Source organism: Comamonas sp. C24C, from assembly GCF_053345995.1.
In genome coordinates this window covers 103,526-130,503 of record NZ_JBKFBC010000006.1, presented here as the reverse complement: position 1 = coordinate 130,503, position 26,978 = coordinate 103,526, and the positions used below count along the sequence as shown (strand labels likewise).

At 64.1% G+C, this 26,978-nt stretch carries 23 protein-coding genes; 19 read left to right on the top strand and 4 right to left on the bottom strand.

The window, feature by feature from the left end:
- Together ACLBXN_RS12970 and ACLBXN_RS12965 are read left to right on the top strand one after the other, a co-directional pair.
- Nucleotides 1–670, top strand: a 670-nt coding sequence (locus ACLBXN_RS12970) for a tripartite tricarboxylate transporter substrate-binding protein (RefSeq protein WP_447612392.1), incomplete at its 5' end; no start/stop codon positions are given.
- Between the two features lie 291 nt (nt 671–961).
- On the top strand, nt 962–1,654 hold the full coding sequence (locus ACLBXN_RS12965) for a hypothetical protein (RefSeq protein ID WP_447612391.1): 693 nt from the start codon (nt 962–964) through the stop codon (nt 1,652–1,654).
- Between the two features lie 39 nt (nt 1,655–1,693).
- Here ACLBXN_RS12965 and ACLBXN_RS12960 read toward each other — a convergent pair whose 3' ends face one another.
- Entirely contained in the window at nt 1,694–2,206 is a 513-nt protein-coding gene (locus ACLBXN_RS12960; protein ID WP_343678455.1) for a YqaA family protein, read from the bottom strand.
- A gap of 155 nt (nt 2,207–2,361) precedes the next feature.
- Here ACLBXN_RS12960 and ACLBXN_RS12955 point away from each other — a divergent pair, with 155 nt between their 5' ends.
- The 8 genes from ACLBXN_RS12955 to ACLBXN_RS12920 all read left to right on the top strand — a co-directional run bounded on the left by ACLBXN_RS12955 (nt 2,362) and on the right by ACLBXN_RS12920 (nt 10,559).
- Nucleotides 2,362–3,153 carry a M15 family metallopeptidase gene (locus ACLBXN_RS12955; protein WP_447612390.1) on the top strand — a complete coding sequence of 264 codons (792 nt, stop codon included), beginning with the start codon at nt 2,362–2,364 and terminating at the stop codon, nt 3,151–3,153.
- A 153-nt stretch (nt 3,154–3,306) separates the two neighbouring features.
- Entirely contained in the window at nt 3,307–4,371 is a 1,065-nt protein-coding gene (gene dusB / locus ACLBXN_RS12950) for a tRNA dihydrouridine synthase DusB (protein ID WP_211457024.1), read from the top strand.
- Nucleotides 4,368–4,601: a Fis family transcriptional regulator gene (locus ACLBXN_RS12945; protein ID WP_003051481.1), complete on the top strand. Its 234-nt coding sequence runs from the start codon at nt 4,368–4,370 to the stop codon at nt 4,599–4,601. The genes dusB and ACLBXN_RS12945 overlap by 4 nt, the downstream gene beginning before the upstream one ends.
- Before the next feature lie 86 nt (nt 4,602–4,687).
- Entirely contained in the window at nt 4,688–6,286 is a 1,599-nt protein-coding gene (purH, locus tag ACLBXN_RS12940; RefSeq protein WP_447612389.1) for a bifunctional phosphoribosylaminoimidazolecarboxamide formyltransferase/IMP cyclohydrolase, read from the top strand.
- 194 nt (nt 6,287–6,480) lie between these two features.
- A complete protein-coding gene (locus tag ACLBXN_RS12935; protein ID WP_041744657.1) occupies nt 6,481–6,933 on the top strand; it encodes a c-type cytochrome in 453 nt (150 codons plus the stop codon).
- A gap of 113 nt (nt 6,934–7,046) precedes the next feature.
- Nucleotides 7,047–7,745: a hypothetical protein gene (locus ACLBXN_RS12930; protein ID WP_447612388.1), complete on the top strand. Its 699-nt coding sequence runs from the start codon at nt 7,047–7,049 to the stop codon at nt 7,743–7,745.
- Nucleotides 7,746–8,300: 555 nt separating this feature from the next.
- Nucleotides 8,301–9,785 (top strand): amino acid permease, encoded by a 1,485-nt coding sequence (locus ACLBXN_RS12925; protein WP_447612387.1) that lies wholly within the window; start codon nt 8,301–8,303, stop codon nt 9,783–9,785.
- Nucleotides 9,786–9,923: 138 nt separating this feature from the next.
- On the top strand, nt 9,924–10,559 hold the full coding sequence (locus tag ACLBXN_RS12920) for a DNA-3-methyladenine glycosylase I (RefSeq protein WP_447612386.1): 636 nt from the start codon (nt 9,924–9,926) through the stop codon (nt 10,557–10,559).
- Between the two features lie 161 nt (nt 10,560–10,720).
- On the opposite strand, the gene hemL is transcribed toward ACLBXN_RS12920, so the two are convergent.
- Nucleotides 10,721–12,025 carry a glutamate-1-semialdehyde 2,1-aminomutase gene (gene hemL, locus ACLBXN_RS12915; protein ID WP_043006397.1) on the bottom strand — a complete coding sequence of 435 codons (1,305 nt, stop codon included), beginning with the start codon at nt 12,023–12,025 and terminating at the stop codon, nt 10,721–10,723.
- Nucleotides 12,009–12,977 carry a bifunctional hydroxymethylpyrimidine kinase/phosphomethylpyrimidine kinase gene (gene thiD / locus ACLBXN_RS12910; RefSeq protein ID WP_043006396.1) on the bottom strand — a complete coding sequence of 323 codons (969 nt, stop codon included), beginning with the start codon at nt 12,975–12,977 and terminating at the stop codon, nt 12,009–12,011. The genes hemL and thiD overlap by 17 nt, the downstream gene beginning before the upstream one ends.
- Nucleotides 12,978–13,092: 115 nt before the next feature.
- Here thiD and ACLBXN_RS12905 point away from each other — a divergent pair, with 115 nt between their 5' ends.
- The 6 genes from ACLBXN_RS12905 to ACLBXN_RS12880 are packed head-to-tail and all read left to right on the top strand — an operon-like array spanning nt 13,093 to nt 23,636.
- Nucleotides 13,093–13,245: a rubredoxin gene (locus ACLBXN_RS12905; RefSeq protein WP_034399566.1), complete on the top strand. Its 153-nt coding sequence runs from the start codon at nt 13,093–13,095 to the stop codon at nt 13,243–13,245.
- Between the two features lie 51 nt (nt 13,246–13,296).
- On the top strand, nt 13,297–13,701 hold the full coding sequence (locus tag ACLBXN_RS12900) for a response regulator (RefSeq protein WP_043006395.1): 405 nt from the start codon (nt 13,297–13,299) through the stop codon (nt 13,699–13,701).
- Complete coding sequence (locus ACLBXN_RS12895) at nt 13,701–14,063, top strand: response regulator (protein WP_003051510.1); 363 nt, start codon at nt 13,701–13,703, stop codon at nt 14,061–14,063. The genes ACLBXN_RS12900 and ACLBXN_RS12895 overlap by 1 nt, the downstream gene beginning before the upstream one ends.
- A 15-nt stretch (nt 14,064–14,078) precedes the next feature.
- Nucleotides 14,079–14,606 carry a chemotaxis protein CheW gene (locus tag ACLBXN_RS12890; protein ID WP_211457017.1) on the top strand — a complete coding sequence of 176 codons (528 nt, stop codon included), beginning with the start codon at nt 14,079–14,081 and terminating at the stop codon, nt 14,604–14,606.
- Between the two features lie 19 nt (nt 14,607–14,625).
- The gene (locus ACLBXN_RS12885) at nt 14,626–16,869 is read left to right on the top strand and encodes a methyl-accepting chemotaxis protein (protein ID WP_447612385.1); all 2,244 of its coding nucleotides are present in this window, start codon (nt 14,626–14,628) and stop codon (nt 16,867–16,869) included.
- A 59-nt stretch (nt 16,870–16,928) separates the two neighbouring features.
- Nucleotides 16,929–23,636, top strand: a complete 6,708-nt coding sequence (locus ACLBXN_RS12880) for an Hpt domain-containing protein (protein ID WP_447612384.1) — start codon at nt 16,929–16,931, stop codon at nt 23,634–23,636.
- Between the two features lie 203 nt (nt 23,637–23,839).
- On the opposite strand, the gene ACLBXN_RS12875 is transcribed toward ACLBXN_RS12880, so the two are convergent.
- Complete coding sequence (locus tag ACLBXN_RS12875) at nt 23,840–25,330, bottom strand: cryptochrome/photolyase family protein (RefSeq protein WP_447612383.1); 1,491 nt, start codon at nt 25,328–25,330, stop codon at nt 23,840–23,842.
- A gap of 22 nt (nt 25,331–25,352) precedes the next feature.
- On the opposite strand from ACLBXN_RS12875, the gene ACLBXN_RS12870 reads away from it, so the two are divergent.
- Genes ACLBXN_RS12870 through pyrR form a run of 3 tightly spaced genes read left to right on the top strand, consistent with a single transcriptional unit; the run spans nt 25,353 to nt 26,976 of the window.
- Entirely contained in the window at nt 25,353–25,952 is a 600-nt protein-coding gene (locus ACLBXN_RS12870) for a YqgE/AlgH family protein (RefSeq protein WP_003051525.1), read from the top strand.
- Nucleotides 25,949–26,461, top strand: a complete 513-nt coding sequence (gene ruvX / locus ACLBXN_RS12865; RefSeq protein ID WP_039049773.1) for a Holliday junction resolvase RuvX — start codon at nt 25,949–25,951, stop codon at nt 26,459–26,461. Before ACLBXN_RS12870 ends, ruvX begins: the two co-directional genes overlap by 4 nt.
- The gene (pyrR, locus tag ACLBXN_RS12860) at nt 26,458–26,976 is read left to right on the top strand and encodes a bifunctional pyr operon transcriptional regulator/uracil phosphoribosyltransferase PyrR (protein ID WP_034366447.1); all 519 of its coding nucleotides are present in this window, start codon (nt 26,458–26,460) and stop codon (nt 26,974–26,976) included. The genes ruvX and pyrR overlap by 4 nt, the downstream gene beginning before the upstream one ends.
- Nucleotides 26,977–26,978 lie beyond the last annotated feature (2 nt).

Genomic DNA, 26,978 nt, shown 5'->3' with positions numbered 1-26,978 from the left:
CTTCCGTGCCGTGTTCAACGCGGGCACCATCGCTTCGGTGCTGGTGCTGCCGCCGGAGGATGTCGCTCAGAAGAATGCTTTGCAGAAGGGCGCCGCCCCGGCCAGCGCACAGGATCTGACGGACGCGCTGGCCCCGTTGGCGGACGGCACTGCCCAGGCCTATGCGAGCTGCGGCAACGGCACGCCCCAGCACATGGCGGCCGAGATGCTGGCCCAGGCCCAGCACACACGCCTGCAGCATGTGCCCTACAAGGGCTGCGGCCCGGCGACCATGGCCGTGGCTGCAGGCCAGGTGTCGCTGGGCATGATGACCATCAGCAGCGCCGCACCGCTGATTGCGGCAGGGCGTCTGCGCGCGCTGGCCGTGACCGGCCCGCAGCGCGCGGCCCAGCTGGCCGGCGTACCCACCGTGGCCGAGCTGGGCGTGCGGGGTTTTGCCGTGGAGCAGTGGCATGGCCTGCTGGCGCCGGCGGCCACGCCGGACGGTGTGGTGGCACGGCTGCACGAAGAACTGGCGCGGATCCTGAACCAGCCCGCCATGCGGCAGGCGCTGCAGGAGCAGGGCTATGTGCTGGCCGCAGATTCGCCCGCTCAGTTCGAGGCACGGATACAGGCAGACATGCAGCGCTACGCGGCGCTCGCACAGCATCTGGGGCTGGGCGTGGACTGAGGGTGAACCGATAATTTTGATAGCTGCAGTCGCCAATGAATAAAGAGATTCAGTATGTTTTCATATTGAAATTGTTTATCAGAAGGCGACAGAAGCTATCAATTTATTACTCCCTGAGTCGACCACAGACTTTGCCGTCTGCAGATGCCACAGCGGCCCGTCCCTGAATCGGCGAGGCTTTGCTCAGGCCTGCCAAACCTGTGTCACAGTGCGGCGCTAGATTGTCGGGCTCGGAGCGCGAACATGCGCTTGCGCGGCCTCAGAAGAACCTATACAGACCAGGAAGAATCCATGCGCCCCATGACATTGTTGACCGCTGCCATGGCCGTAATGGCCGGCAGCGCCCATGCCGCGCGCCCCATGAACACCGACGATGCGCGCATCGTCGACGCCAAGGCCTGCCAGCTCGAGAGCTGGGTACGCCACCCCAAGGGGCATGCCGAGTTCTGGGCCCTGCCGGCCTGCAATTTCACGGGCAATCTAGAGCTGACCATGGGCGGCGCGCTCACGCGCATGGATGGCAGCACGCGCGCCAGCGCACAGGTGATCCAGGGCAAGACCCTGTTCAAGCCGCTGGAGACCAACGGCTGGGGCATGGGCCTGGTCATGGGGCTGGCACGCGACCCGCGCCGCGATGCGGGCGGCGGCCACGATACCTATGCCTATGTGCCGGCCAGCTTTTCCTTCCTCGACGACAAGGTGGTGCTGCACACCAATGTGGGCTGGCGGCGCGATCAGGGCGTGCACAGCAACCGCTACACCTGGGGGCTGGGCTCGGAGACGCAGCTGACGGGCCGCACCTGGCTGATTGCCGAGACCTATAGCGAGGGCTCGGGCCGGCCCCTGGCGCAGGTCGGGTTGCGCCACTGGCTGATCCCCGACCGTGTGCAGATCGATGCCACCTACGGCAACCGCTTTGGCGACGGCAGCCAGCGCTGGATCTCGGTGGGTTTGCGCCTGCTGACGGCGCCCTTTCTGCCCTGATGCGGCGGCATCTGCCGGGCTCGGAGAGCCGGCAGGTCCTCAGGGGATGAAGTGCAGTATGACTGCCGTCATGATCAGGTAGCGCAGGAACTTGCCAATCGCCATGTACAGCACGCAGGGCCAGAACGGCAGGCGCAGCCAGCCGGCCACGGCGCACAGCGGATCGCCCACCACGGGCAGCCAGCTCAGCAGGCAGGCCTTGGCGCCGAAACGCCGCAGCCAGTAGCGTGCCAGGCGGTGGTAGCGCGACTGCCTGTGAGGCGGCTTGTGCGGCGCGGCCTGCGCTTCGTCGCCCTGATGGCGACGGCTTCGGGCCAGCTTCCAGGCCTTGTGGGCGCCCAGGCCCATCCACCAGCTGATGGCTCCGCCCACGGTGTTGCCGGCCGTGGCCACCAGGATGGCCGGCCAGAAGAGGTGCGGATTGAGCGTGAGCAGCCCCGCCACCGCGGGCTCCGAACCCAGGGGCAGCAGCGTGGCCGAGACCAGGGCCACGATGAACACGGTACTCAAACCGAACTGCGGCAGGGCCAGCCACTGCAGCAACTGATGCATCCAAGCTTCCATAGGCTGGTGAGTTTAGGCGCTGCGCGATTTCCCTTGGACCGCGGCAGGGCCCGTGGGGCATGGCAGCGCGAGAATATTTTGCGGCGGGCAGGGCATGGGCTGAGGTATGGTGTGCACGCACAAGAACAAAGGAGTGAGTAGGAATGGCTTTCAACACAGCACGCGTGGCGATGGCCGGGCAATGGTTCAAGACGGGCCTGGCGGCCACGGCCCTGGGCCTGATCGCGGGCTGCGCCTCGCTCACGGGCGCGGCACCGGGCACGCAGGCACCGGCCGAGATCGGCACGGCGCGCTTGGTGAAGCTCTCCAGCGTGGCGCCGGGCGTGCGCCAGGATATGCGCTATGCCACGCGCCACAACTTCCTGGGCCGCCCCGTGGCCGGCTATGAGGCCGGGGAATGCTGGCTCAGCCGCGCGGCCGCCGAATCCCTGGCCGCCGTTCAAAGCGAGCTGGCCGGGCAGGGCCTGGCCCTGAAGGTCTACGACTGCTACCGCCCGCAGAAGGCCGTCGACGACTTTGTGCGCTGGGGCCGTGATCTGGCCGACCAGAAGAACAAGGACATGTATTACCCGCGCGTGCCCAAGAGCGAGCTGTTCAAGCGCGGCTATATCGCCGAGAAGTCGGGTCACAGCCGTGCCAGCACCGTGGACATGACGCTGGTGGTGGTGGATGCCAGGCGCGCCAGCAAGTGGGTGCGCGGTCCGCTGGCCGAAGGCATCGAGGTGGACATGGGCACGCCCTTCGATCTGTTTGACGAGCAGTCGCATACCGACAATGCCCAGCAGTCGCCCGATGTGCAGCACAACCGGCGCTGGCTGCGAAGCCTGATGCAGCGCAATGGCTGGAAGAATCTGCCCGAGGAGTGGTGGCACTACACGCTGGTCGGAGAGCCCTATCCCGAGCAGTACTTCGACATGCCGGTGCGCAGCAACTGAAGCGCCGGCGCCGCAGCACCCGATAGTGATTCGACCCGCAGGGTGATGCATGGCGTTTGGTTCTGCTGAAATTTTGGGCAGGTATAATCCGGCCCTCTTTTCCAGCGCCCGGTTTGCGCCAGACCCTGTCTGCCGCCGAAGCCAGATTTCTTCATGCCCGCCCTGCACATTGGTCATATTCCATTGGCAAATCGTCTGTTTGTCGCTCCCATGGCGGGAGTGACGGACCGGCCGTTTCGTCAGCTGTGCAAGGCCTTGGGGGCCGGCTATGCGGTCAGCGAGATGGTGACCAGCCGCAAGGATCTGTGGAACAGTCTCAAGACCAGCCGCCGAGCCAACCATGAAGGCGAGCCCGGGCCGATTGCCGTGCAGATCGCTGGCACCGAAGCGCTCATGATGGCCGAAGCCGCCGTCTACAACATCGAGCGCGGCGCGCAGATCATCGACATCAACATGGGCTGCCCGGCCAAGAAGGTCTGCAACAAATGGGCGGGCTCCGCCCTGATGCAGAACGAGCCGCTGGCCGTGGAAATTGCCCAGGCCGTGGTGGAGGCCGCACGCCCCTACAACGTGCCCGTCACCCTGAAGATGCGCACGGGCTGGTGCGACACACACAAGAACGCTGTCTTGCTGGCGCGCCAGTTCGAGGATGTCGGCATCCAGATGCTGACGGTGCACGGACGCACGCGCGAGCAGGGCTACAAGGGCTTTGCCGAGTACGACACGATTGCGGCCGTCAAGCAGGCGGTCCGGGTGCCTGTGGTGGCCAACGGCGATATCAACAGCCCCGAAAAAGCCCGCGATGTGCTGGCCTACACGGGGGCGGACGCCATCATGGTCGGCCGCGCAGCGCAGGGCAGGCCGTGGATCTTCCGCGAGATTGCGCACTTTCTGGCCACAGGCGAGCATATGGCTGCGCCCCTGGTGGCCGAGCTGCGCCGCCTGCTGCTCGAGCATCTGCAAGATCACTACAGCCTGTACGGCGAGGGAACCGGCGTGCGCAGCGCCCGCAAGCATATTGCGTGGTATCTGCGTGCTCTGCCGGGCGGGGAAGAGTTCAGAAAACACATCAACACCATTGAGGACTGTGCGGTGCAATGGCAGGCCGTGGCCGACTATCTGGATGCCCTGGGGCAGCAGATGGATCGTATCCCGGCGGCCACGGCCGCTGCTGAAGCAAGCAGCGAGCTGGATGAACCGGCAGAAATGACTGCATGAGCCATCAGAATTTAGAACAAGTCGTTCGCGATAGCCTGGAGGGCTATTTCCGCGATCTCGAGGGCGAAACACCGGCCAATGTCTACGACATGGTGATTCGTCTGGTTGAAAAACCGCTGCTGGAAGTGGTGATGGGCCAGGCCGACAACAACCAGTCGCGCGCTGCCGAATGGCTGGGCCTGAACCGCAACACCCTGCGCAAAAAGCTGGTCGATCACGAGTTGCTCTGAACGACGAGGCTACCGAATCCATAGCTGCAAGCGCTGATCCATCTGCACTTGCAGCTTGTTTTTATCCAAACTTTGAATTGACGCCCATGAAAGCTCTGATTTCCGTCTCTGACAAGACCGGTATCGTCGAATTTGCGCAGGCCCTGCACGCTCTTGGCGTGCAGCTGCTGTCCACCGGTGGCACTGCCAAGCTGCTGGCCGACAAGGGCCTGCCCGTGACCGAAGTCGCTGAAGTCACCCGATTCCCCGAAATGCTGGATGGCCGCGTCAAGACCCTGCACCCCATGGTGCACGGCGGTCTGCTGGCTCGCCGCGACCTGCCCGAGCACATGGCCGCGCTCAAGGAACATGGCATCGAGACCATCGACCTGCTGGTGGTCAATCTCTACCCCTTCGAAGCCACCGTGGCCAAGGCAGGCTGCACCCTGGCCGACGCCATCGAGAACATCGACATCGGTGGCCCCGCCATGGTGCGTTCCGCTGCGAAGAACTGGAAAGACGTGGGCGTTCTGACCGCCGCCGACCAGTACGAAGCTGTGCTGGCCGAACTCAAGGCGAGCGGCAAGCTGTCCGACAAGCTGCGCTTTGCGTTGTCCGTGGCGGCATTCAACCGCATTGCCCAGTACGACGGAGCGATCAGCGACTACCTGTCCAGCGTCAAGTTCGAAGACGAAAAGCTCAGCGAAGAATATGTGCCCGAGCGCGCTCTGTTCGGCGGCCAGTCCAACGGCCATTTCATCAAGGTGCAGGATCTGCGCTACGGTGAAAACAGCCACCAGCAAGCCGCCTGGTACCGCGACCTGTACCCCGCTCCCGGCTCGCTGGCCACGGGCGTGCAGCTGCAGGGCAAGGAGCTGAGCTACAACAATATCGCCGACGCCGATGCGGCCTGGGAATGCGTCAAGAGCTTTGACACCCCTGCCTGCGTGATCGTCAAGCACGCCAACCCCTGCGGCGTGGCCGTGGGTGCGAACGCCTTCGAAGCCTACTCCAAGGCCTTCCAGACCGACCCCACCAGCGCCTTCGGCGGCATCATCGCCTTCAACCGCCCTGTGGACAAGGCTGCTGCCGAAGCCGTGTCCAAGCAGTTCGTCGAAGTGCTGATGGCTCCCGAGTTCAGCGCCGAAGCCCTGGAAATCTTCAAGGCCAAGGTCAATGTGCGCCTGATGAAGATCGCTCTGCCCGCCGGCGGCGCAACCGACTGGGACAACGGCCGCAACGCCATCGAGTCCAAGCGCATCGGCTCGGGCCTGCTGCTGCAGACCTCCGACAACCACGAGCTCAAGCTGGCCGACCTGAAGGTCGTGACCGTCAAGCAGCCTACGCCCGAAGAGCTGCAGGACCTGCTGTTCGCCTGGAATGTGGCCAAGTTCGTCAAGTCCAATGCCATCGTCTTCTGCAAGAACGGCATGACCATGGGCGTGGGTGCCGGCCAGATGTCGCGCCTGGATTCGGCCCGCATCGCCTCCATCAAGGCCGAAGCGGCCAAGCTGTCGCTGCAGAACACCGTCGTGGCGTCGGATGCCTTCTTCCCCTTCCGTGACGGTCTGGACGTGGTGGTCGATGCAGGCGCTACCTGCGTGGCCCAGCCCGGTGGTTCCATGCGCGATCAGGAAGTGATCGATGCTGCCAACGAGCGTGGCGTTGCCATGGTGTTCACCGGCGTGCGCCATTTCAGGCACTAATTGCTCCCCCTGAGCGGCTTTGCCCAGGTGGCCCCGCCGCTTCCCCCTCTCTGGCGCTGAGCGCCGGAGGGGGACGACAGCCTCGCTGCGAGGCGGCTCTTGCTCGCTGTCCCTTTGATGGGGCATGCCTGTTCGGGTAAGGTGCTCAATGGCTGGCGTCTGCCGGCCATACTTTTTTGTGAATCTGCTTTGGTATGACTGATCCTATCGACGACGAAGAAAACTACCCGCCACGTCCGCGCTGGATTGGCTGGCTGATCGGGCTGGTCATGCTGGCGTCGGCCCTGGGCGTGGCCAATATCGGCTGGCGCATCATGCGGGTCAGCACGGCCGAGAAGGCGGCGGATGCGCTGGTGGCTGCCAAGCCCGAGCTGGCGGCGGCCCGAAAGCTGGTGGAGGGCGCAGACTGCATGCGCTGCCATGGTCTGGACCGCAAATTTGTGGGCCCTGGCTTTACGGAGATCGCACAGAAGTACGGCTCGCAAGCCGATGCCCAGAGCTATCTGGCAGACAAGATTCGCAGCGGCAGCGTGGGAGTCTGGGGCAATGTGATCATGCCGCGCCACCCGCAAATCAGCGAGGCCGATTCTCTGCAGATGGCCCGTTGGGTGCTGTCGGCTCAGGCGCCATCGGCCGCGGCTCAATAAGCCCGGTTGCCGAGATCCTGCGTGAATTCAAAGGCTGCCAGCGCTTTGCGCTGCCAGCCTTTTTTGCTTTGCAGCCTGCGCAGGGTGGCCGGCCTTGCTTTCATAATCCGCACATGAGAAAACCGCCCGCGCCCGCTTCTGTGCTGAGCCAAGCCGATAAAGCCCTGCACAGGCCTGTGCATGCCCCGGCGCGCCAGCGCGGCTTTGTCTTCTGGGCCATCTGGGTGAATATCGCCACCTACGCGATCTATCCCACGGCCAACTGGCTGGCCAGTCTGCGCGATCATCGCTATGACTTCATCACGCGCTGGGACGCGATGATTCCGCTGGTGCCGGAATTCATCTTTGTCTATTTCTCTTTTTTTCCGTTTCTGGCCCTGCCGTTCTGGCTGGTGGGCCAGCCCGATACGGCGGCGCTGGGCAAGCGCCAGGTGCTGGCCACGCTGATCTGCGGTCTGGTCTTTGTGCTGTTTCCGGCGAATCTGGCCTTCGACCGCGTGATCCCCGAGGTGGAGCCCTATCGCAGCATTTTCTCGACCATGTTCTTCGTGGACCAGCCGCACAATCTGCTGCCCTCGCTGCACATTGTCTACACGGCGCTGACCTGTCTGGCCATCTGCCAGGCGCAATGGCCGCGCGGTCGCCGTGTGCTGTGCGTGCTCATGGTGCTGTGGAGTGCGGCCATCTGCGCCTCCACCATGCTGGTGCACCAGCACCATGTGCTGGACGTGGTCACGGCGTTGCTGCTGACAGCCGTTCTCTGTGTGCTGATTCGCCCGGCCGATGTGCCGCCGCAGCCACCGCGCATCTGAGTCTTCAGGGCAGGCCCGGCCCATTGCGAATCCTGCGTCAGTGATCGCTTGCATGCAGGACTGCGGCGCTGTTCAGGCGCCCTGTGCAGGCTTCGTGAAGCACGCGCCTGGCTAGTCGGTTTTGCGAAGGCTGTGCTGCCGGGCTTGCACAAAACATGCAAACGGACTGGTGATGCTGCAGGGAATCTGCGCGTTATTGGTGGAATCCCTAGGATGCCGTTTTGAACAAAAGGACCAGGCCGAAAGCGCCGCGCCAAAAGCGTGGCTAAGAACGTGTTTACGACCTCCTCGCGCCGCGACAGAGGCTTTGCGGGATGGGATGCTAGGCGCGATACCGCAGCAATAGCTCTGCTATTGCGAGGATTCGCAACGCCGCAGACTGCCCGCAAAGACACTGTCCCGGAGGGTTGGTGCGAAATCGGGCGATTTGCTGCGCGCTGTCTCTTGCTTGCACCCCGGTGCAAGCGGCGAGCCATCGCTTCGAACTCATCCCGATTGCGCGCCAACGTGGCTGCGTAGAGATCGTAAACACGTTCTCAAAGCCTGGAGATATGCATGCAGTGGCTGAAAACCAAAACCATTGAACAGGCGCTGGCCGATTCGGACGAGCCGGGCCGTCAACTTCAACGCAGCCTGGGCGCGTTCGACCTGATGATTCTCGGCGTGGCCGTGGCCGTCGGCGCCGGCATTTTCTCGGTGGGCGCGCGCGCGGCGGGCAGCTTTGCCGGGCCGGCCGTGATTTTCTCCTTCATCCTGGCGGCCGCCACCTGCGCGCTGGCCACCATGTGCTATGCGGAGTTCGCCTCCAGCGTGCCGGTCACGGGCAGCGCCTATACCTATACCTATCTGACGCTGGGCGAGGGCGTGGCCTGGATCATCGGCTGGAATCTGCTGCTGGAGATGATTGCCGCCGGCGCGGTGATCGCCAAGTACTGGGGCATCTACCTGTCCACGGTGTTTGCCACGGCAGGCGTGGACATTCCCAGCACCCTGCATCTGGGAGCCATCAGCCTGGAGTGGGGGCCGTTCTTCATCGTGGCGGTGTTCACCGGTCTGCTGATCCTGGGCACGCAGGAGTCGGCCCGCGTCAACAATGTGTTCACCCTGATCAAGATCGCCATCACCCTGTTCGTGATCGTGGTGGGCTTCACCTATATGGACCTGAAGAACTTCACGCCCTTTGTGCCGCCGGCCCAGCCGCCCGTGGCAGGCCATGGCGTGACCGCCGATGTCTGGGGCCAGCCCATGCTGGCCTGGCTGTTCGGTGCCCGCCCCAGTCAGTACGGCTGGCTGGGCGTGATCTCGGGCGCATCGCTGGTGTTCTTTGCCTTAATCGGCTTCGACGTGGTCGCCACCTCGGCCGAAGAAGTCAGGGAACCACAGAAAACGCTGCCGCGCGGCATCTTCGGCGGCCTGGCGCTGGTGACCCTGCTCTACATCCTGGTCACGCTGGCGCTGACCGGCATGGTGCCTTATACCGAGCTGGCCAAGGCCGAGAATCCCTCGCTGGCCACGGCCTTCATCAGCGTGGGCGCCAACTGGGCCGCCCAGGTGATCGCCGTGGGCGTGCTGCTGGGCCTGACCACGGTGGTCATGGTGCTGCTCATGGGCTCGGCCCGGATCCTGATGGCGCTGTCGCGCGACGGCCTGCTGCCACGCAGCTGGAGCGTGACCTCGGCCAGGCGCAAGACGCCGGTACGCCTGCAACTGATGGTGGGTGCCGTGGTCGCGGTCCTGGCGGGCTTCACCAAGGTGGAGCTGCTGGAGGAGATGATCAACATCGGCACGCTGTCGGCCTTTGTGTTGGTCAGCATCGGCGTGCTGCTGCTGCGCAGGAAGCGCCCCGACGCCGGCACCGGTTACCGCGTGCCCTGGGTGCCGGTGCTGCCCCTGCTTTCGGCCATGCTGTGCTTTTATCTGATGCTGAATCTGACCACGCTGACCTGGCTGCGCTTTCTGGGCTGGATGGCGCTGGGTGCGGTGATCTACATGGCCTATGGCATGCGCCATTCGCGCCTGGCTCAGGCGGATAAAAAGTGAGCTGCAAGCGCATGGTATTGCTCGATTTCAATATGTTTTATATCTGAAATCGTTTGATATCAATCGTAAGAAGCTATCAAAACAAAAGCCCTGCACGGAACGCCCTGCAGGGCTTTTGCATTGGTTAGAGTGCTGGGCATGAGTACCGAACCCACCGAGACCACGCCGACCCGCTCTCCCACCCAGTCCGCCGAAGATGGCCAGCAGCGCTGCCGCTGGTGTCTGGCCACGCCGGGCTATGTGCACTATCACGACCGCGAATGGGGATTCCCGGTGGACAGCGATCAGCGCCTGTTCGAGAAACTCTGCCTGGAAGGCTTCCAGTCCGGCCTGAGCTGGCTGACCATTCTCAACAAGCGCGAGAACTTCCGGGCGGCCTTTGCGGGTTTCGATTTCCGGCGCGTCGCGCAGTTCGGCGATGCCGATGTGCAGCGCCTGCTGCAGGACGCGGGCATCGTGCGCCACCGCGGCAAGATCGAGGCCGTGATCAACAACGCCCAGAGGGCCATCGAAATGGTCCAGTCAGAAGGCTCGCTGGCCGCGTTCTTCTGGCGTTATCAGCCGGTTGTGCCATCGACGGGAACGACCATTCGGGCCCAGACGCCGGAGTCGCAATCCCTGTCCAAGGAACTCAAGAAGCGCGGCTGGAAGTTTGTCGGGCCGACCACCATGTATGCGCTGATGCAGGCCATGGGCATGGTCAACGACCATGCGCCGGGCTGCATCACCAGAGCCGAAGTGGAGCGCGCCAGAGCCGCTTTCCAGCGGCCCTGAGCGACTGCCAGGGTGCGCCCCGGCAGCTGTCCCAGGCGTGTGGCTTGCAGGGCATCGATGGCTAGGCCGGGATGGCCGGCTGCCGAGGTCCGGTCCCCGTCTGCCGCAAAAACAAAAAGCCCTGCAGACATAGGCTGCAGGGCCTGGTGGGCGGCTGAGATTTACAGTGTCTTGAAGACTTCGCGTGCCGCTTCAATGGTGCGGTCGATGTCTTCGTCGCTGTGCGCGGCGCTGACAAAGCCTGCCTCATAAAGAGCCGGGGCAAAGTAGTGGCCGCGCTCCAGCATGCCGTGATAGAACTTGTTGAAGACCTTGCCGTCGGTCTTCATGACCTGGGCGTAGTGCGTGGGTAGCTCGGGCAGGAAGTAGAAGCCGAACAGTCCGCCTTGCCAGTCCACGCTGAAGGGAATGCCGGCAGCATTGGCTTCGGCCTTCAGGCCTTGCATCAGGTGACCGGTCTTGAGGTGCAGCTCGGCGTGGAAGCCGGGGCGGCTGATCAGCTCCAGCGTCTTCAGGCCGCAGGCCGTGGCAATCGGGTTGCCCGACAGCGTGCCGGCCTGGTAGACGGGGCCCAGCGGCGAGAGCTTTTCCATGATCTCGCGGCGTGCACCGAAGGCCGCCATGGGCATGCCGCCGCCGATGACCTTGCCCATCACGGTGATGTCGGGTGCAAAGCCTTCGATCTCCTTGGCATACAGGCTTTGTGCGCTGCCCAGGGCCACACGGAAGCCGGTCATGACCTCGTCATAGATCAGCAGTGCGCCATGCTCGCGGGTCAGCTCGGAGATGCGGCGGGTGAAGTCCACCGAGGCCCGCACAAAGTTCATATTGCCGGCAATCGGCTCCATGATGACGCAGGCGATGTCGCCGCCCATCTTGGCAAAGGCCTCTTCGAGCTGGGCGATGTCGTTGTACTCCAGCACGATGGTGTCCTTGGCCACATCGGCGGGCACACCGGCCGAGGACGAGGCGCCGAAGGTGGCCAGACCCGAGCCGGCCTTGACCAGCAGCGAATCCGCATGGCCGTGGTAGCAGCCGTTGAACTTGATGATCTTGTTGCGGCCGGTGTAGCCGCGCGCCAGGCGCAGCGCACTCATGCCGGCTTCGGTGCCGGAGCTGACCAGACGCACCATGTCCATGCTCGGCACGAGGGCGCGAATCTTCTCGGCCAGCACCACTTCGCGCTCGGTGGGAGCGCCAAAGCTGAAGCCTTCGAGCACTGCTGCCTGCACGGCCTCGACCACTTCGGGGTGGCCGTGGCCCAGGATCATGGGGCCCCAGCTGCCGATGTAGTCGGTGAACTGCTGATCGTTCTGGTCCCAGAAATAAGCGCCTTGCGCACGCTTGACGAAGCGCGGCGTGCCGCCCACGGCGGCAAACGCGCGCACGGGCGAGTTCACGCCACCGGGGATCACGCCCTTGGCGCGCTCGAACAGTGCAGTATTCAGATCAGTGTTTTGTGTCATGGGAAGGAATCACAAAGCCTTCAATCGGCTTGGAGTCGGGTTCGTCATCGGTGGAGTCTTCGGCCTGCTCGTCTTCGGACTCCTCGTCCTCGGTGGGCTGTGCCCAGAAAAGACGATCCGGCAGGTAGTGGCCCATGCCGGGGCGAAAGCCTGCATCCAGGCTGTGGTCCAGGTATTCCAGCGCCTCCAGGGTCGCAGCGCCCAGGTCGTTGCCGGTGGCCAGCAGGGCCGTGATCGCTGCGGACAGCGTATCACCGGCACCTGTAAACGTGGCGTCAAACATCTCGTACTTGCTGTTGCCCAATACGGACTGGGCCGTGGTCAGCACGTTGTCCACGAACTGGTCGGGCAGGGGGATGCCGGTCACCAGCACATAAGGCACTTCCAGTGCCTCGGCGGCCATGGCAATGTCGCGCGCCGTGGGTGCACGGCTGTTTTCCCAGTCCGGCAGCAGCCAGCGCCACAGCGTGTTGTGGTTTCCAACCAACACCGAGGTTTGAGGCAGGACAAGCTCCTTGAACGCGTCGAGGTACTGATCCTGCTTGTCGTCCTCCCACCAGGACAGGTCCGGCATGTAGCTGATGATGGGGATGTCGGGGTAGTCCGACGAGATCGTGGCGATGGCCGCCAGATTGGCGGGGCTGCCCACGAAACCGACCTTGATGGCGGTGACGGCAATGTCCTCCAGCACCATGCGCGCCTGCTCGGTCACCGCGTCGTCGTCGAGTGCAAAGTGCTCGTAGATGCGCGCCGTGTCTCTGGCGTAGGCGCCGCAGGCCACCGGCAGCGCATGACCGCCGATGGAGGAGATGGTGGCAATGTCGGCCGAGAGTCCGCTGGCTCCGCTGGGGTCACTGCTGTTGAAGGACAGCACGCAGACAGGAGCGGATTCTGTCGCTTCTTCCTGGCGGGTGCGGCGAGGGGGGGAGGAGGAGATGGGGTTCAATGCCATGGCGCACCCCAGTTTGCACCCGGGAATGCAAGGGTGGGAGCCGGGGTTGTGACTAGATACAATCGTTGCATTCTATGTGAAGCCCCTTTAAGCTGTGACTGACCCTAAAACCTGGATGTGTTTGACCTGTGGCTGGCTTTATGACGAAGCCCAAGGCTGCCCCGAACATGGAATTGCTCCGAACACCCGCTGGGAAGATGTGCCCATGAACTGGACATGCCCGGAATGCGGTGCGCGCAAGGAAGACTTTGAAATGGTGGAAATCTGAGTGCCAGAGACACTCGATTCCATTGACGACCGAATTGGGAGGGATTTCACCGTGACAGCACCTGCTGCGCCTTTGCGCGTTCTGGTCGTGGATGACAGCAATACCATCCGCCGCAGCGCTGAAATTTTCCTCAAGCAAGGTGGTTACGAGGTTCTTCTGGCCGATGACGGCTTCGATGCCTTGTCCAAGGTCAACGACTACCAGCCGCAACTCATCTTCTGCGACATTCTGATGCCCAAGCTCGACGGCTATCAGACCTGCGCCATCATCAAGCGCAATGCGCGTTTTGCCAATACGCCCGTCGTGATGCTGTCATCCAAGGACGGTGTGTTCGACAAGGCCCGTGGACGCATGGTGGGCTGTCAGGACTATCTGACCAAACCCTTCACCAAAGATCAATTGCTGCAAGCCGTACAACAGTTCGCGCTGCAAGCTGCAGATGTGGGAGCTGCATGATGACAATTCAAAAAGTTCTGGTCGTTGACGATTCCAAGACGGAGCTGATGGCTCTGAGCGATATCCTGCAAAAGCAGGGCCTGCAGGTGCGCACTGCGGAAAACGGCGAGGAAGCCATGAAGCGTCTGGCCGAAGACAAGCCCGACCTGATCCTGATGGACGTGGTCATGCCCGGACAGAACGGCTTTCAGTTGACGCGCGCCATCTCGCGCGATCCCCTGTATGCCGATGTGCCCATCATCATGTGCACCAGCAAGAATCAGGAAACCGACCGGGTCTGGGGCATGCGTCAGGGCGCACGTGGCTATATCACCAAGCCCGTGGATGCCGCCGAGCTGCAAGCCAAGATCGCCGCTCTATAACGAGCTGCGCTGCTTATGGCGAACCGCGAAGCCCTCCGAGATCTTCAATCCCGTCTGGCCGGGCGCCTGCAGGCAGCACGCAGCGAAGGCGTCAGCGTGGCTGCCTGGCTGGCAGTCCAGGCTGGCGGACGGGACTATTTGCTGCCGCTGAATCAGGCGGGAGAGATTTTCCCCTGGACCGGCGTTCAGCCCGTCCCCTACACACAGGCCTGGTTTCTGGGCATCGCCAATCTGCGCGGCTCCCTGATGGGCGTTGTGGACCTGGCCCAGTTGCTGGGCCATGGCAACGCCCGCAATGAGCAGGAGCTGATGGATTGCAGCCTACTGGCCTTCAACCCGGCTCTGGAGGTCAACGCAGCCCTGCTGGCCGATCGTCTGCTGGGCCTGCGTGCCGCAGACGCTTTTTCCAGGTCCGAGCCCGCGCCTGATCACTCCCCGAGTTTCTTTGGAGCCGTCCATATCGATGCGAGCGGCCGCCGCTGGCAGGAGCTGAAATTGCAGCCCCTGTCTCAAACCGCCAAATTTTTGAGCATTCGTGCTTGAGGTTCCTGGATACAGCGCTATGTCCTTTGCACAGAAAATAAATCAGTTGTTCCGACGCAAGCCCATCGCGGCAGCCGCCAGTGGTGATAGCAGCATGATGGGAGACACGGTCGTACAGGATCTGTATGACGGCTCGCTCAACAGCGTGCAGGGGGCACCTTCCGTCTTCGGCGTCGAGGAGGCTGCCCGTGCGGATGAACTGGTGAGCCTGCCCATTCTTGGCACGGCCACGACCGCCAAGCACCAGCGCACCCTGTTCACCCTGCTGGGTGGCTCGGTGCTGGTGCTGGTAGTGCTGTCGGCCTGGATGCTGCGCGAAGCCAACAACTCCAATCAGCAGCTGGCGGCAACCGGTCAGGCGCTGATGCAGTCGCAGCGTCTGGCCAAGTCGGTCTCCATCGCCATGACGGGGGCAGCTCCTGCGTTTGCCGACGTCAAGGACAGCGCCGGCGTTCTTGCGCGCAACGTGCGAGCGCTGGCTGGCGGCGATTCCGATCTGGGCGTGAATGCGCTGGGCGGCGGCTTGCAGGACGAGCTCAGCTCCATCAGCACCCTGATGGAGCGCGCGGAAAAGAGTGCGGGGATGATTCTCGGACAGCAAAAGACGCTGACCCAGGTGGGCGACGCGCTGCGCACCATCAACCGTCAGTCCTCCGATCTACTGGAAACCGCTGAAACCATTTCCTCGCTGAAGTTGCAGCAGGGTGCCGGTGCGGCCGAGATCTCTGCTGCCGGCCAGCTGGTGATGCTGACCCAGCGGATTGCCAAGTCTGCCAATGAATTCCAGACCCTGGAGGGCGTGAGCCCCGAGGCCGTGTTCCTGCTCGGCAAGGACTTGAACTCCTTCAAGGAAATCTCCGAAGGTCTGCTCAACGGCAGCGCCGAAATGCGGCTGTCGGCGGCACGCGACCCTCAGGTGCGCGAGCAACTCGAGACGCTGATCAAGCAGTACGACGACACGCGCACGCAGGCCAGCGCCATTCTGGGCAATCTGCAAGGTCTGGTATCGGCCCGTGAGGCGCAGGCCAGCATCAACAACGACAGCGAACCGCTGCGTCAGCAGCTGGAGCAGCTGCAGACGGCTTTGCAGGGACTGGGCGGAGCCAGCATGCTGCAGCTGGCGCTGCTGGCCGTGGCCATTCTGGCCGCGGTTCTGAGCGGTATCGGCATCTCGCGCGTGCAGCTGCTGGACAGCCGTGCGCGTCAGCAGGAAGCCGAGCGCCATCAGGTCGATGCCCGTTTGCAGGAGCAGGAAGCCAAGCGCATCAACGACGCCAACCAGGCGGCGATTCTGCGTTTGATGAACGAGCTGCAATCGGTGGCCGAAGGCGATCTGACGCAGGAAGCCACCGTGACCGAGGACATCACCGGCGCGATCGCCGACTCGGTGAACTACACGGTGGAAGAGCTGCGCGCTCTGGTGGGTTCGGTGCAGAACACCGTGACCCGAGTGGCCCAGACCACCGAACAGGTGGACGTCACCTCGACCGAGCTGCTGGCTGCATCGAACGAGCAGCTGCATGAGATTCGCGAAACCGGCAAGTCGATTCTGGACATGGCCGGCCGTATCAACAACGTCTCGGCCCAGGCGCAGGAATCGGCCCAGGTGGCCCGCCAGTCGCTGCAGGCTGCGGACTCGGGTCTCAAGGCCGTGCAGAACGCCATCGGCGGTATGAACTCCATCCGCGATCAGATTCAGGATACATCCAAGCGAATCAAGCGCCTTGGCGAATCGTCCCAGGAGATCGGTGAAATTACCGAGCTGATTTCGGACATTACCGAGCAGACCAACGTGCTGGCGCTGAACGCCGCCATTCAGGCCGCGTCCGCCGGTGAAGCCGGTCGCGGTTTCTCGGTGGTGGCCGAAGAAGTGCAGCGTCTGGCGGAGCGCTCTGCCGACGCCACGCGACAGATTGCCGCGCTGGTGAAGGCGATTCAGACCGATACCCAGGATGCCGTGGCCGCCATGGAGCGTTCTACCCAGGGCGTGGTCGAAGGAGCCCGTCTGTCCGACTCTGCGGGTACCGCACTGTCTGAAATCGACAGCGTGTCGCGCCGACTGGCCGAGCTGATCGAGCAGATTTCCAACTCCACTTCGCGTGAAGCCAATATGGCCAACGGCGTGGCGGAAAACATTCAGCATATTTTTGCCGTGACCGAGCAAACCGGCGAGGGCACCCGCACCACTGCACAGCAGGTGCGCGAGCTCTCCCATATGGCTGAAGAGCTGCGTCAGTCCGTTTCCCGATTCAAGATTGCCTGATTTGACTGGCTCTTTCTCTCATAAAAATGCACGACCCTTGAGGGTTAAGGAACTAGAGCATGTCAGTGGTTGACGACTCGCCAATACGTGCAGCCATGTCTGCAACTGCAGAGCAGGATCTGGGCCCGCTGGCCTGGGTGCTCGATGAAGTGCGCAAGTCGCTGGAGGCGGCGTCCAAGGCGGTGAACCGTTTCATGCGCGATGCGGATGCAGCCCGTTTGTCTGATCTTGAGGAGTTGGATACATCGGCGCTGCGCATTGCTCGCCAGCAACTGCACCAGGCTTGCGGCGCCCTGGAGATGGTGGGCGTCACCGCTCCGGCGCAGGTGATGCGCAGCATGGAAGCTGCGGTCAACCGCTTCGTACAGCGTCCCGAATACTGCACGCAGGAAGCGGCGACCACGCTGGAGCGCACGCATTTTGCGTTGATGGAATTCCTGGAGGCCGTGCTGGCCGGTCAGCAGGTCTCTGCCGTAGCCTTGTTCCCCCAGTACCGCGAGACCCAGGTGCTGGCCGGCAACGACAAGGCACACCCGGCAGACCTGTGGCCTGCGGAGCGCCGTGCGCGCGAGCCCCGCTGGACCGGGACCATGCCCGAGCCGCTGGCCTATGGTCCGCATGCACGTGCCATGCTGGACGGCGTGGTGCTGCGCATGGTCAAGAGTGACGACCAGGAAGCAGCTGCGCAGATGTGCGAGCTCTGCCGGCGCTTTGCGGCCGCTCAGTCCGAAGATGTGGCGGCGCGCAGTTTCTGGAAGATTGCCGCGGCCTTCTTTGACGGCCTGGCACGCGGACTCATCACCGCCGACATCTACGTCAAGCGCATGGCTTCGCGCGTGCTCATGCAGTACGCCAGCATGGCCAAGGGCGACAGCCTTCCGCCCGCCCGCCTGCTGCAGGATTTGATGTTCTTCTGCGCGCAGGCCAAGCCCCGCGAGCAGGCCGGCGAGAGCCTGAAGGCCGTGCACGAGGCCTATGCCATGGAGCATATGCCGGTGGTGGACTACCACGTGGCGCGCTATGGGCGTTTCGATCCCTCGGTGCTGGTGCAGGCGCGCAAGCGCATTGCCGCCGCCGCCGAAACCTGGTCAGCGGTCGCCGGCGGCGACCGCAGCAAGATCCGGTCCATGGCCGAGCAGTTCGGGCTGGTGTCCGAGTCGCTGGTCAAGTTGCAGCCTGTCAGTCACGGTCTGGCCCGCGCGCTGATTCGTGTGGCCGAGACGGTGGAGCGCATCGGCGAGCCACCACCGGCCGAGCTGGCCATGGAGGTGGCAACCGCAGTGCTGTATCTGCAGGCCAGCTTCATGACCGCCGGGCATGACGACGAGATACAGGCCGCCCAGTCCAGCGTGCTGGTCCAGCGCCTGGATGCGGCGTTGCATGGCGCGCAGTCCGAGCCGCTGGAAATCTGGATGGAGGAGCTCTACCGTCAGGCCAGCGACCAGCAGACCATGGGATCGGTGGTGGGCGAGTTGCGCATCACCCTGGGCGAGGCAGAGAAGCAGCTGGATCTGTTCTTTCGTAACCCCTCCGACATCTCGGTGCTGGCCTCGGTGCCGGGCCAGATGGCGCAGATGCGCGGCGTGCTGTCGGTGCTGGGCTTCGAGCAGGCTGCGACCGCCATGCAGCGCATGCGTGACACCGTCGAGCATCTGATGCTCGGCGAGGTGGCGGTCGAGAATCAGCCCCGTATCTTCGAGAAGCTGGGCAGCAGCCTGGGCGCCATGGGCTTTCTCATCGACATGCTCAGCTACCAGCGCAATATGGCGCGCAAGCTGTTTGTCTATGACGAGGAAAAGGACGAGCTACGCATCGTCATGGGTCACAGCCGCAGTCGCGGCCCCGAAGCTTTCCGGCCGACCGTGGATATTCCCATGGATGGCGTGCCATCCGCGCAGCCTGCGGTCGCAGCGGTTGCCGCAGCGGCCATCCCAACAGCTGCAGCGGCCATCGAGCCTTCGGTCGCTGCACCGCCGCCGCCCGCCGAAGTGCAGCCTGCGGCACAGCCGCAGCCCTTGCAGGTTGGGCTCACAGACGATGAGGACACCCCGCCCTGGGCCGCAACCGAGCCAGGTGCCTTGCCCGACTTCGAGGCAAGGCCTGCACCTGTTGCGTCCGAGCCGGCGGTGGCAGGCTCCGATGCCCTGGCCGATGCCATGGCCCAGGTGTTTGCGGACATGCAATCGGGCAGACCGGCAGCGGATGAGGCCGTCACTGCTTCTCATGCAGGCCAGGATCCGGCCGGCCCGGGCAGCGCAGCAGTTGCTGCGACAGAGCCCCTGTCTGCTGCTGCCGAGCTGAGCGCCGAAGAGCTGGATGGCGATGATGAGCTGCTGTCCATCTTCCTGGAGGAAGCCCGTGAAGTCGTGGATAACGGCCTGCAGGCCCTTCAGGCTCTGGCCGATGAGCCCGGCAATCTGAGCGAACAGACCACGCTGCGCCGTGCGTTTCACACGCTCAAGGGCAGCTCGCGCATGGTGGGGCTGGATGAGTTTGGCGAAGCCGGCTGGGCCATGGAGCAGATGCTCAATGCTTGGCTGGCAGAGCAGCGGCCCATGCCGCAGGCCATGCAGCAGCTGGCTCAGGATGCACTGAAAGCCTTTGCTGCCTGGGCCCGGGATATCGAGAACCGGCAGGCGCAGAACTGGTCGGCCACGGCCTTCCGAGCTGCCGCCGACGCCATGCGTCTGCAGGGCGAGCGTGCCGACGTGGCCCTGGTTCCACGTCGCTCCGAGCGCGCGGAGCGCATGGAGCCGGTGTTGGACGTGGCCGAGGTGGAAGCCGCTGCAGCGCACGAGCCAGTGCCGGAGCTGCCCCCCGCGCTGGCCGCCGAAGTGCAGGAGTGGCCGCAGGCGTTCGAGGCCGAGGCTGCAGAGCACGGCTCCGATGCCCAGACTGCCCGGAGCGAGCCCGCATTTGCCATGCCAGAACTGGACTTCTCCCTGGAGGAGCTGTCTTCCGTGCCCGGGCAGGAGCCTGTTCCTGAACCGGAGGCGACAACGGCCGACTTTGCCTTGCCGCAGCTGGATATTCCCGACGATCTGTTGCAGCAGCTGGCGGCTCCGGAGTCGCTCGACGCATCCGCGCTGCCTACGCTGGAGTCGGAAGGCGAGCCAGCGCCAGAGCAGACCGAAGGCGCTGCTGTCGATGCCGTGATCGAGGCTCAGTCCTCGCCAGAGCAAAGAAGCAGTGCGGACGAGGTGCAGGAGCTGGACTTCGCCGCCTTCGAAGCGGCCATGCGTGAAAGCGAACAGGCTGCCATTGCCGTGCAGACCGCCCTGGAGGCGGATACGGCCTCCGTGGATACGGCCCCTGTGGAAACGGCCTCCGCTGAGACGGCCTCCGCAGATGCGGCTTCCGTGGAGACGGCCGCCGTGGACACTGCGGCCGAGTTGCCGTCCGCAGAGGCAGTGCTTGAGCTGGAGGCGATTGAAGCCTTGCTGGATGGTGCGCCCGAGCCAGTCGTGGCCGAAGAGTCGGTTCAGGCAGCAGAGTCCGAAGTCCCGGCGACGGAGCAGCCGCCCGAGCAGGCAGCCGAGCCGGACGACGGCTATCGCAATATTGACGGCCTGCGCATCAGCACAGCGCTGTACAACGTCTATCTCAACGAAGCGGACGACTGGTCCGAGCGTCTGGGCGAGGTGTTGCAGCAGTGGCTGCAGGAGCCCGGCGAAGCCATTCCTGACGATGCGATCGCGCTGGCGCATTCGCTGGCAGGCAGCTCCGGCACCGTGGGCTTCAAGGCCTTGTCTGAGCTGGCGCGTTTGCTCGAGCATGCACTGCTGCATCTGCAGCCTCAGGGCTACGCCAGCGCGCTGCAGATTCAGCAATGCCTGAGCGCGTCCGATGAGGTGCGCCGTCTGCTGCATCAGTTTGCGGCGGGTTTTCTCAAGGAAGCCTTGCCCGCCGTCGAAGAGGCGCTGCGCGAAATTCTGGACACCACCATCGATGCCAGCGCCCTGGGCGAGTCGGTCAATCTCGAGCCGGTCGATCTGGTCGGGCTGGACGAGGCAGAGTGGCCCGAGGTGCAGGCGCTGCAGCAGCCCGCCGACCTCAAGGATATGCCGCTGGACTTTGCCGCCGAGCTGTCTGAGGAAGCGTCTTTGCCCTCGCTTTCCGATGCTTTTGCTGAGGAGCCTGTCGATGAAGTCGTGAATGCAGCGGCTGCCGATCCCTTGCTGGATGTGGCGCCGCCCCCAGCGCAGCAGCCGCCGTACTCCATGGTGCCTGCCGGAGGCAGCGTGGAGCATGAGGCCGAGCTGCAACGCCGCATCGATGAAGCCATCGCGCTGGCGGTGCATGCCAGCGATGACGAAGACGACATCGATGTGCTCGATCAGGTCGATCCCGACCTGTTCCCCATCTTCGAGGAAGAAGCCATCGACCTGTTGCCCAAGCTCGGCGCCGCACTGCGCCGCTGGCATGGGCGCCCGGCGCTGGATGAAGCCCGCAACGAGGTCCTGCGTGCCCTGCACACCATCAAGGGCAGCGCCCGCCTGGCGGGTGCCATGCGCATGGGCGAAATGGCCCACCGTCTGGAATCGGCGGTGGAACGCATCGACCAGGAGCGTCCCGCTGCCGACGCGATAGAGCCGCTGCTGAGCAGTTTCGACGCTTTGCAGGCCAGCTTTGATGTGCTGCGCATGGCCGGTGAGCAGGAGCCCGAGCCGCCGCTGGCGCAGCTGGACGACCATCTGGCACCGGCAGCGCTGCATCTGGGTGCGGCAGAGACCGAGGCGACGCCGACCGCGATGGCTGCTGAAGCTGGCGAGAAGAGCGCCGCAGAGACCGCGCAGGCGATTCAGCTGCCGGCGCCGGTGGTGCCACGCGCCGCCTCGCAGCAGACCGTGCGCGTGCGTGCCCAGCTGCTGGACCGCCTGATTTCCCAGACCGGCGAAGTGTTGATTGCGCGCTCGCGCGTCGATGCGCGTCTGTCGCAGGCACGCTCGGCGCTCCATGATCTGACGGGTAACCTGGAGCGTCTGCGCACGCAGCTGCGCGACATTGAGGTGCAAGCCGAAAGCCAGATGCAGTCGCGTCTGGCCCTGTCCAAGGACACGGCGGCCGGCTTTGATCCGCTGGAGTTCGACCGCTTCACGCGCGTGCAGGAACTCACGCGCATGATGGCCGAGTCGGTCAACGACGTGGCCACGGTGCAGCGCAATCTGCAGCGGGATCTGGCGGCTGCCGAAGACGATCTGGTGGCCCAGGGCCGGCAGGCGCGCGATCTGCAGCGCGATCTGCTGCGCACGCGCATGGTGGAGTTCGACTCCTTTGCCGAGCGCCTGTATGCCGTGGTGCGCCAGACCTCCAAGGAGATGGGCAAGCAGGTGCGCCTGAACATTCTGGGTGGCACCATCGAAATGGACCGCGGCATGCTGGAGCGCATGATGCCGGCCTTCGAGCATCTGCTGCGCAACTGCGTGGCTCACGGCATTGAATCGCCCGAGCAGCGCGAGGCGCTGGGCAAGCCGGCTGTCGGCACCATCGAGATCGTGCTGAGTCAGGAGCGCAACGACGTGGCACTGTCGGTGGAAGACGACGGCGCCGGCCTGGACCTGGAGCGGATTCGCAGCAAGGCCATGAGCCTCAAGCTGTGGACTGATGAGCGCCCCATGACGCTGGAAGATGCGGCGCGCCTGATCTTCGAGCCGGGCTTCACCACGGCCACCGAGGTGACGGGCGTTGCCGGTCGCGGCATCGGCATGGATGTGGTGCGCTCCGAGGTCAACGCCCTGGGCGGTCGTATCGAGACCCATACCGAGCCCGGCAGGGGCAGCGCCTTCCGTCTGGTGCTGCCGCTGACCACGGCCGTGACCCAGGTGGTGATGCTGCGCATGGGTGCCGTGTCCATGGGCGTGCCCGCCAATCTGGTGGAAATCGTGCGCCGCGTACCTGTCGATGTGCTGGAGGAAAGCTATCGTAGGCAGGAGTTCCAGGACGGCAGCGAAGTCATGCCTTTTTACTGGGCTGGCGCGCTGTGGCAGACCTCGCTGCGCAGCGAGGAGAACCTCGGCCGCACGCGCCCCGTGGTGATTGTGCGCAGTGCCTCGCAGCGCGTGGCGCTGCATGTGGACGAAGTGCTGGGCAACCAGGAAGTGGTGATCAAGAACCTGGGCCCGCAGCTGTCGCGCCTGCCGGGTCTGACCGGCATGTCCGTGCTGCCCTCGGGTGCTGTCGTGCAGATCTACAACCCGGTGGCGCTGGCCAACGTCCATGGCGAACATGTGCGCGCCATGCTGGCCAGGGCCGAGCAGGCGGCAGCCGAGGGCGGCCAGCAGGCCGAGGCCGGTGGCGTCGATCTGCTCGGCGCCGATGCCGCGCAGACCACGGTGCCGCTGGTGCTGGTGGTGGATGACTCCATCACCGTGCGCCGCGTCACCCAGCGTCTGCTGCAGCGCGAAGGCTACCGAGTCACGCTGGCTGCCGACGGCCTGCAAGCCATGGAGCGTCTGCAGGACGAGCGCCCGACCCTGGTGCTGTCGGACATCGAAATGCCGCGTATGGACGGCTTCGATTTGCTGCGCAATATCCGCGCCGATCAGACGCTGGGAGGCCTGCCCGTGGTCATGATCACTTCACGCATTGCCCAGAAGCACCGTGAAATGGCCCGTGATCTGGGTGCCAATCACTATCTGGGCAAGCCCTATTCCGATGAGGAACTGCTGGGCCTGATCCGGCATTACGCGCTGCAGCGCAGCGGTCCTGCACCCGAGCGCAGCCCGCTTGGCGGGCCTGCCGAGGAGCCGGGAGTGGTGGTCGAATAAGCGCTGCTCCTGATAAGGAAGCGGCTTGCGCAAGTCAGTATTGCATTTCAGGTTGATATCAGTCTGAAATGTAGGAGGGACTTGCGCAAGCCGCTTCTTTTTTTTGAAGACGAACCTAATGGGTACCTGACAGCCTCGTGTAAAGCAGCATGTACCGTGCCTTTGGGCAGGACCGTCACAGGGCCTGAAGGCAGAAAGGCAGATCAGGACTCCTTCTTGAGGATTCCGTAGCGCGCCAGGGTTTTCTCTCGCGCCGCCGCATGATCCACGACGGGCAAGGGATAGTCGCGCCCCAGTGCGATGCCTGCTTCGGCCAGTTCCAGCGGCTTGGCCAGCCAGGGAGCATGCCGCAGCTTGGCCGGCAAGGGCGTCAGCTCGGGGACGTAGCGCACGATGAACTTGCCGTCCGGATCGAATTTCTCGCTCTGGGTCACCGGGTTGAAGATGCGGAACCAGGGCTGGGCATCGCAGCCCGTGGAGGCCGCCCATTGCCAGCCGCCGTTATTGGCCGCCAGATCGAAGTCATTGAGCTTTTCGGCGAAATAGGCTTCGCCCCGGCGCCAGTCCAGACCCAGGTCCTTGACCAGAAAGCTGGCCGTGACCATGCGCAGCCGGTTGTGCATATAGCCGCTGGTATTGAGCTGGCGCATGGCGGCATCGACCAGCGGGTAGCCGGTGCGGCCTTCGCACCAGGCGGCAAAGAGGGTGTCGGCTTCGGCTCCCGTCTCCCATTCGATAGCGTCATAGGCTGGCTTGAAGCTGCGTTCCACGACATAGGGTTGGTGGGCCAGGATCTGGAAGTAGAAGTCGCGCCAGATCAGCTCGCTGAGCCAGGTGGCCGCCCCTTCGCGCGCTGCGGCAGACCAGTCCTCGTTGTGCGCCGCCTCATGGGCGAGTCGGGCCAGCTCGCGTATCGACACGGTGCCGAAGCGCAGATGGACGCTGAGATAGCTGGGCCCCTTGAGGGCAGGAAAGTCGCGCGCCGTCTTGTACTGCGGCAGGCGCGGCAGAAAATCGGCCAGCAACTGGCGCGCACCGCTGACTCCGGTGGGCAGGCGCAGGCCGGCCAGCGTGTCCGGGGCAAAACCCAGATCCGCAGCCGTGGGGATCGGGCGGCGCTCGGTGTCCGGCAGATCGGCCAGCTTGTTCGCCAGATCGCGCTCGCTGGGGTAAGCCGAGAGATAGAACGGTGTGATTTTCCGCAGCCAGGCGTTCTTGTAGGGCGTGAAGACCGAAAACGGCGACAGGCTCTGGGTCAGCACCTCGTCGCGCGCAAAGATGCGGTGGTCCTTGAAGCGCAACAGCAACTGCCCCTGGCTCTTGAGGCTGCGCGCCACCTGGGCATCGCGGGCGAGAGCCGCCGGCTCGTCGTCGTCGTTGCAGAAGACGGCGCCCGCGCCCAGCTCCCCGGCCAGGGCCGGGATGATGTCCTGGGGCAGACCGCGCCGCGTGATCAGCCCTGTCTGCGGGCGCCCCGTGGTCTCGCGCAGGGCCGCATCCAGCTCGGACAGACTCTGGCAGATGAATTCCACGCGGCGGTCGGCGCGGGGCAGGGTGGCAAGAATGCTGTCGTCGAAGACAAAGACGCAATACAGCTTTTCACATTGCTGCAATGCATGATAAAGGGCCGCGTTATCGGCCAGGCGCAGGTCGCGCCGCAGCCAGATCAAGCCCACAGGGTAAGAAGGAGTCATGGATCGCCATTAAAATCGCTGCATGTCTGCAGAATCTGCGCCTATCAACTTGACGCACCACTTCCTGATTGCCATGCCCGGCCTGGAAGATGAGTCGTTTTCGCGCAGCGTTGTTTACCTGTGCGAGCATAGCGAGCGTGGCGCGCTCGGTCTGATTATCAACAAGCCCTCCAAGCTCAGCCTGCAAGGCCTGCTGCAAAAAGTGGATTTGGGTCTCAAGCGCGATGATTTGCGCGATCAGCAGGTCTTTACCGGTGGCCCGGTGCAGACCGATCGCGGCTTTGTGCTGCATGAGCCCATGGTCATCGAAGGCGCACCCGAGAACGAATCGGCCTATGCCTCGACCATGACCATTCCAGGCGGTCTGGAGATGACCACGTCCAAGGATGTGCTCGAAGCCCTGTCTGACGGTGCCGGCCCCAAGCGCGTGCTGGTCACGCTGGGTTACTCCTCCTGGGATGAGGGCCAGCTCGAATCCGAGATCGGCGAAAACGCCTGGCTGACCGTGGAAGCCGACCCCGAGGTGATCTTCAGCACCCCGGTGGACGAGCGCTATGACCGCGCTCTGGGCCTGCTGGGTCTGCAGCGCTGGATGCTGTCCCCGGAGTCGGGTCGCGCATGAACGATATTTCCTCTTCCAACAAGGCCGCCGATGCGGCCTTTTCCTCGACTTTTTCCTCGGCCGAAAATGCGGCTGCCAGGCCTGCAGCGGCACCCGCACCGCAAAAGCCCGAGGTACCGGCCCATTTCCAGCAGTTCCTGGGTTTTGACTTCGGCATCAAGCGCACGGGCTGCGCCTCGGGCAACCGCGTGCTGGGCGGCGCCAACCCGCTGCCCACCATCAAGGCCGAAGGGGCGGATGCACGCCTGGCCGCAGTGGAGAAGCTGATCCGCGAGTGGCAGCCCAATGCCCTGGTGATAGGCGTGCCCTACCACCCAGATGGCGCTGCCCACGAGAACACGGCCCGGGCCCTGAAATTCGGCCGCCAGCTCAGAAGCCGCTTCAAGCTGCCGGTGTACGAGGTGGACGAACGCTACAGCACGACCGAAGCCCTGGCGGGTGGCGCACGCGACGCCGACGCAGCTTCGGCCTGCATCATTCTTGAACAGTTTTTGAGGAGTCTCCCATGAGTGAAACCATTGCGGGTCAGGGCAGCCTGATCCTGGACGCCGAAGCCCTGTATAGCGAGCTGCTGCGCGGCGTGCAGCGCATCATGGGCCCCAATACCCGTCTGGCGGGCATCACCTCCGGCGGGGCCTGGCTGGTCGAGCGTCTGCACAAGGATCTGAACCTCAAGGGCAAGCCCAGCGTGCTGTCTTCCTCGCTGCACCGCGACGATTTTGCCCAGCGCGGCATGGCTTCCAGCGCCCAGACCCAGATCGCCTTCGATGTGAACGGCGCCGATGTGCTGGTGCTGGACGATGTGCTCTACACCGGCCGCACCGTGCGCGCCGTGCTCAACGAACTCTATGACTACGGCCGTCCCGCCAGCGTGCGACTGGCCGTTCTGGTGGACCGGGGAGGGCGTGAGCTGCCCATCCAGGCCGACTTTGCCGCAGCGCGCGTGGCGCTGCCGGCCGACCGTTCCCTGGCGCTGGCGCGCGACGAGAGCGGTGTTTTCCACTTCCGCATTCAAGAGGCCTGATC

Bases quoted from the DNA above. Each gene is read 5' to 3' on its own strand.
- ACLBXN_RS12965 (WP_447612391.1), top strand. From the start codon at position 962: ATGCGCCCCATGACATTGTTGACCGCTGCCATGGCCGTAATGGCCGGC.
- ACLBXN_RS12960 (WP_343678455.1), bottom strand. From the start codon at position 2,206: ATGCATCAGTTGCTGCAGTGGCTGGCCCTGCCGCAGTTCGGTTTGAGT.
- ACLBXN_RS12955 (WP_447612390.1), top strand. From the start codon at position 2,362: ATGGCTTTCAACACAGCACGCGTGGCGATGGCCGGGCAATGGTTCAAG.
- dusB (WP_211457024.1), top strand. From the start codon at position 3,307: ATGCCCGCCCTGCACATTGGTCATATTCCATTGGCAAATCGTCTGTTT.
- ACLBXN_RS12945 (WP_003051481.1), top strand. From the start codon at position 4,368: ATGAGCCATCAGAATTTAGAACAAGTCGTTCGCGATAGCCTGGAGGGC.
- purH (WP_447612389.1), top strand. From the start codon at position 4,688: ATGAAAGCTCTGATTTCCGTCTCTGACAAGACCGGTATCGTCGAATTT.
- ACLBXN_RS12935 (WP_041744657.1), top strand. From the start codon at position 6,481: ATGACTGATCCTATCGACGACGAAGAAAACTACCCGCCACGTCCGCGC.
- ACLBXN_RS12930 (WP_447612388.1), top strand. From the start codon at position 7,047: ATGAGAAAACCGCCCGCGCCCGCTTCTGTGCTGAGCCAAGCCGATAAA.
- ACLBXN_RS12925 (WP_447612387.1), top strand. From the start codon at position 8,301: ATGCAGTGGCTGAAAACCAAAACCATTGAACAGGCGCTGGCCGATTCG.
- ACLBXN_RS12920 (WP_447612386.1), top strand. From the start codon at position 9,924: ATGAGTACCGAACCCACCGAGACCACGCCGACCCGCTCTCCCACCCAG.
- hemL (WP_043006397.1), bottom strand. From the start codon at position 12,025: ATGACACAAAACACTGATCTGAATACTGCACTGTTCGAGCGCGCCAAG.
- thiD (WP_043006396.1), bottom strand. From the start codon at position 12,977: ATGGCATTGAACCCCATCTCCTCCTCCCCCCCTCGCCGCACCCGCCAG.
- ACLBXN_RS12905 (WP_034399566.1), top strand. From the start codon at position 13,093: ATGTGTTTGACCTGTGGCTGGCTTTATGACGAAGCCCAAGGCTGCCCC.
- ACLBXN_RS12895 (WP_003051510.1), top strand. From the start codon at position 13,701: ATGACAATTCAAAAAGTTCTGGTCGTTGACGATTCCAAGACGGAGCTG.
- ACLBXN_RS12890 (WP_211457017.1), top strand. From the start codon at position 14,079: ATGGCGAACCGCGAAGCCCTCCGAGATCTTCAATCCCGTCTGGCCGGG.
- ACLBXN_RS12885 (WP_447612385.1), top strand. From the start codon at position 14,626: ATGTCCTTTGCACAGAAAATAAATCAGTTGTTCCGACGCAAGCCCATC.
- ACLBXN_RS12880 (WP_447612384.1), top strand. From the start codon at position 16,929: ATGTCAGTGGTTGACGACTCGCCAATACGTGCAGCCATGTCTGCAACT.
- ACLBXN_RS12875 (WP_447612383.1), bottom strand. From the start codon at position 25,330: ATGACTCCTTCTTACCCTGTGGGCTTGATCTGGCTGCGGCGCGACCTG.
- ACLBXN_RS12870 (WP_003051525.1), top strand. From the start codon at position 25,353: ATGTCTGCAGAATCTGCGCCTATCAACTTGACGCACCACTTCCTGATT.
- ruvX (WP_039049773.1), top strand. From the start codon at position 25,949: ATGAACGATATTTCCTCTTCCAACAAGGCCGCCGATGCGGCCTTTTCC.
- pyrR (WP_034366447.1), top strand. From the start codon at position 26,458: ATGAGTGAAACCATTGCGGGTCAGGGCAGCCTGATCCTGGACGCCGAA.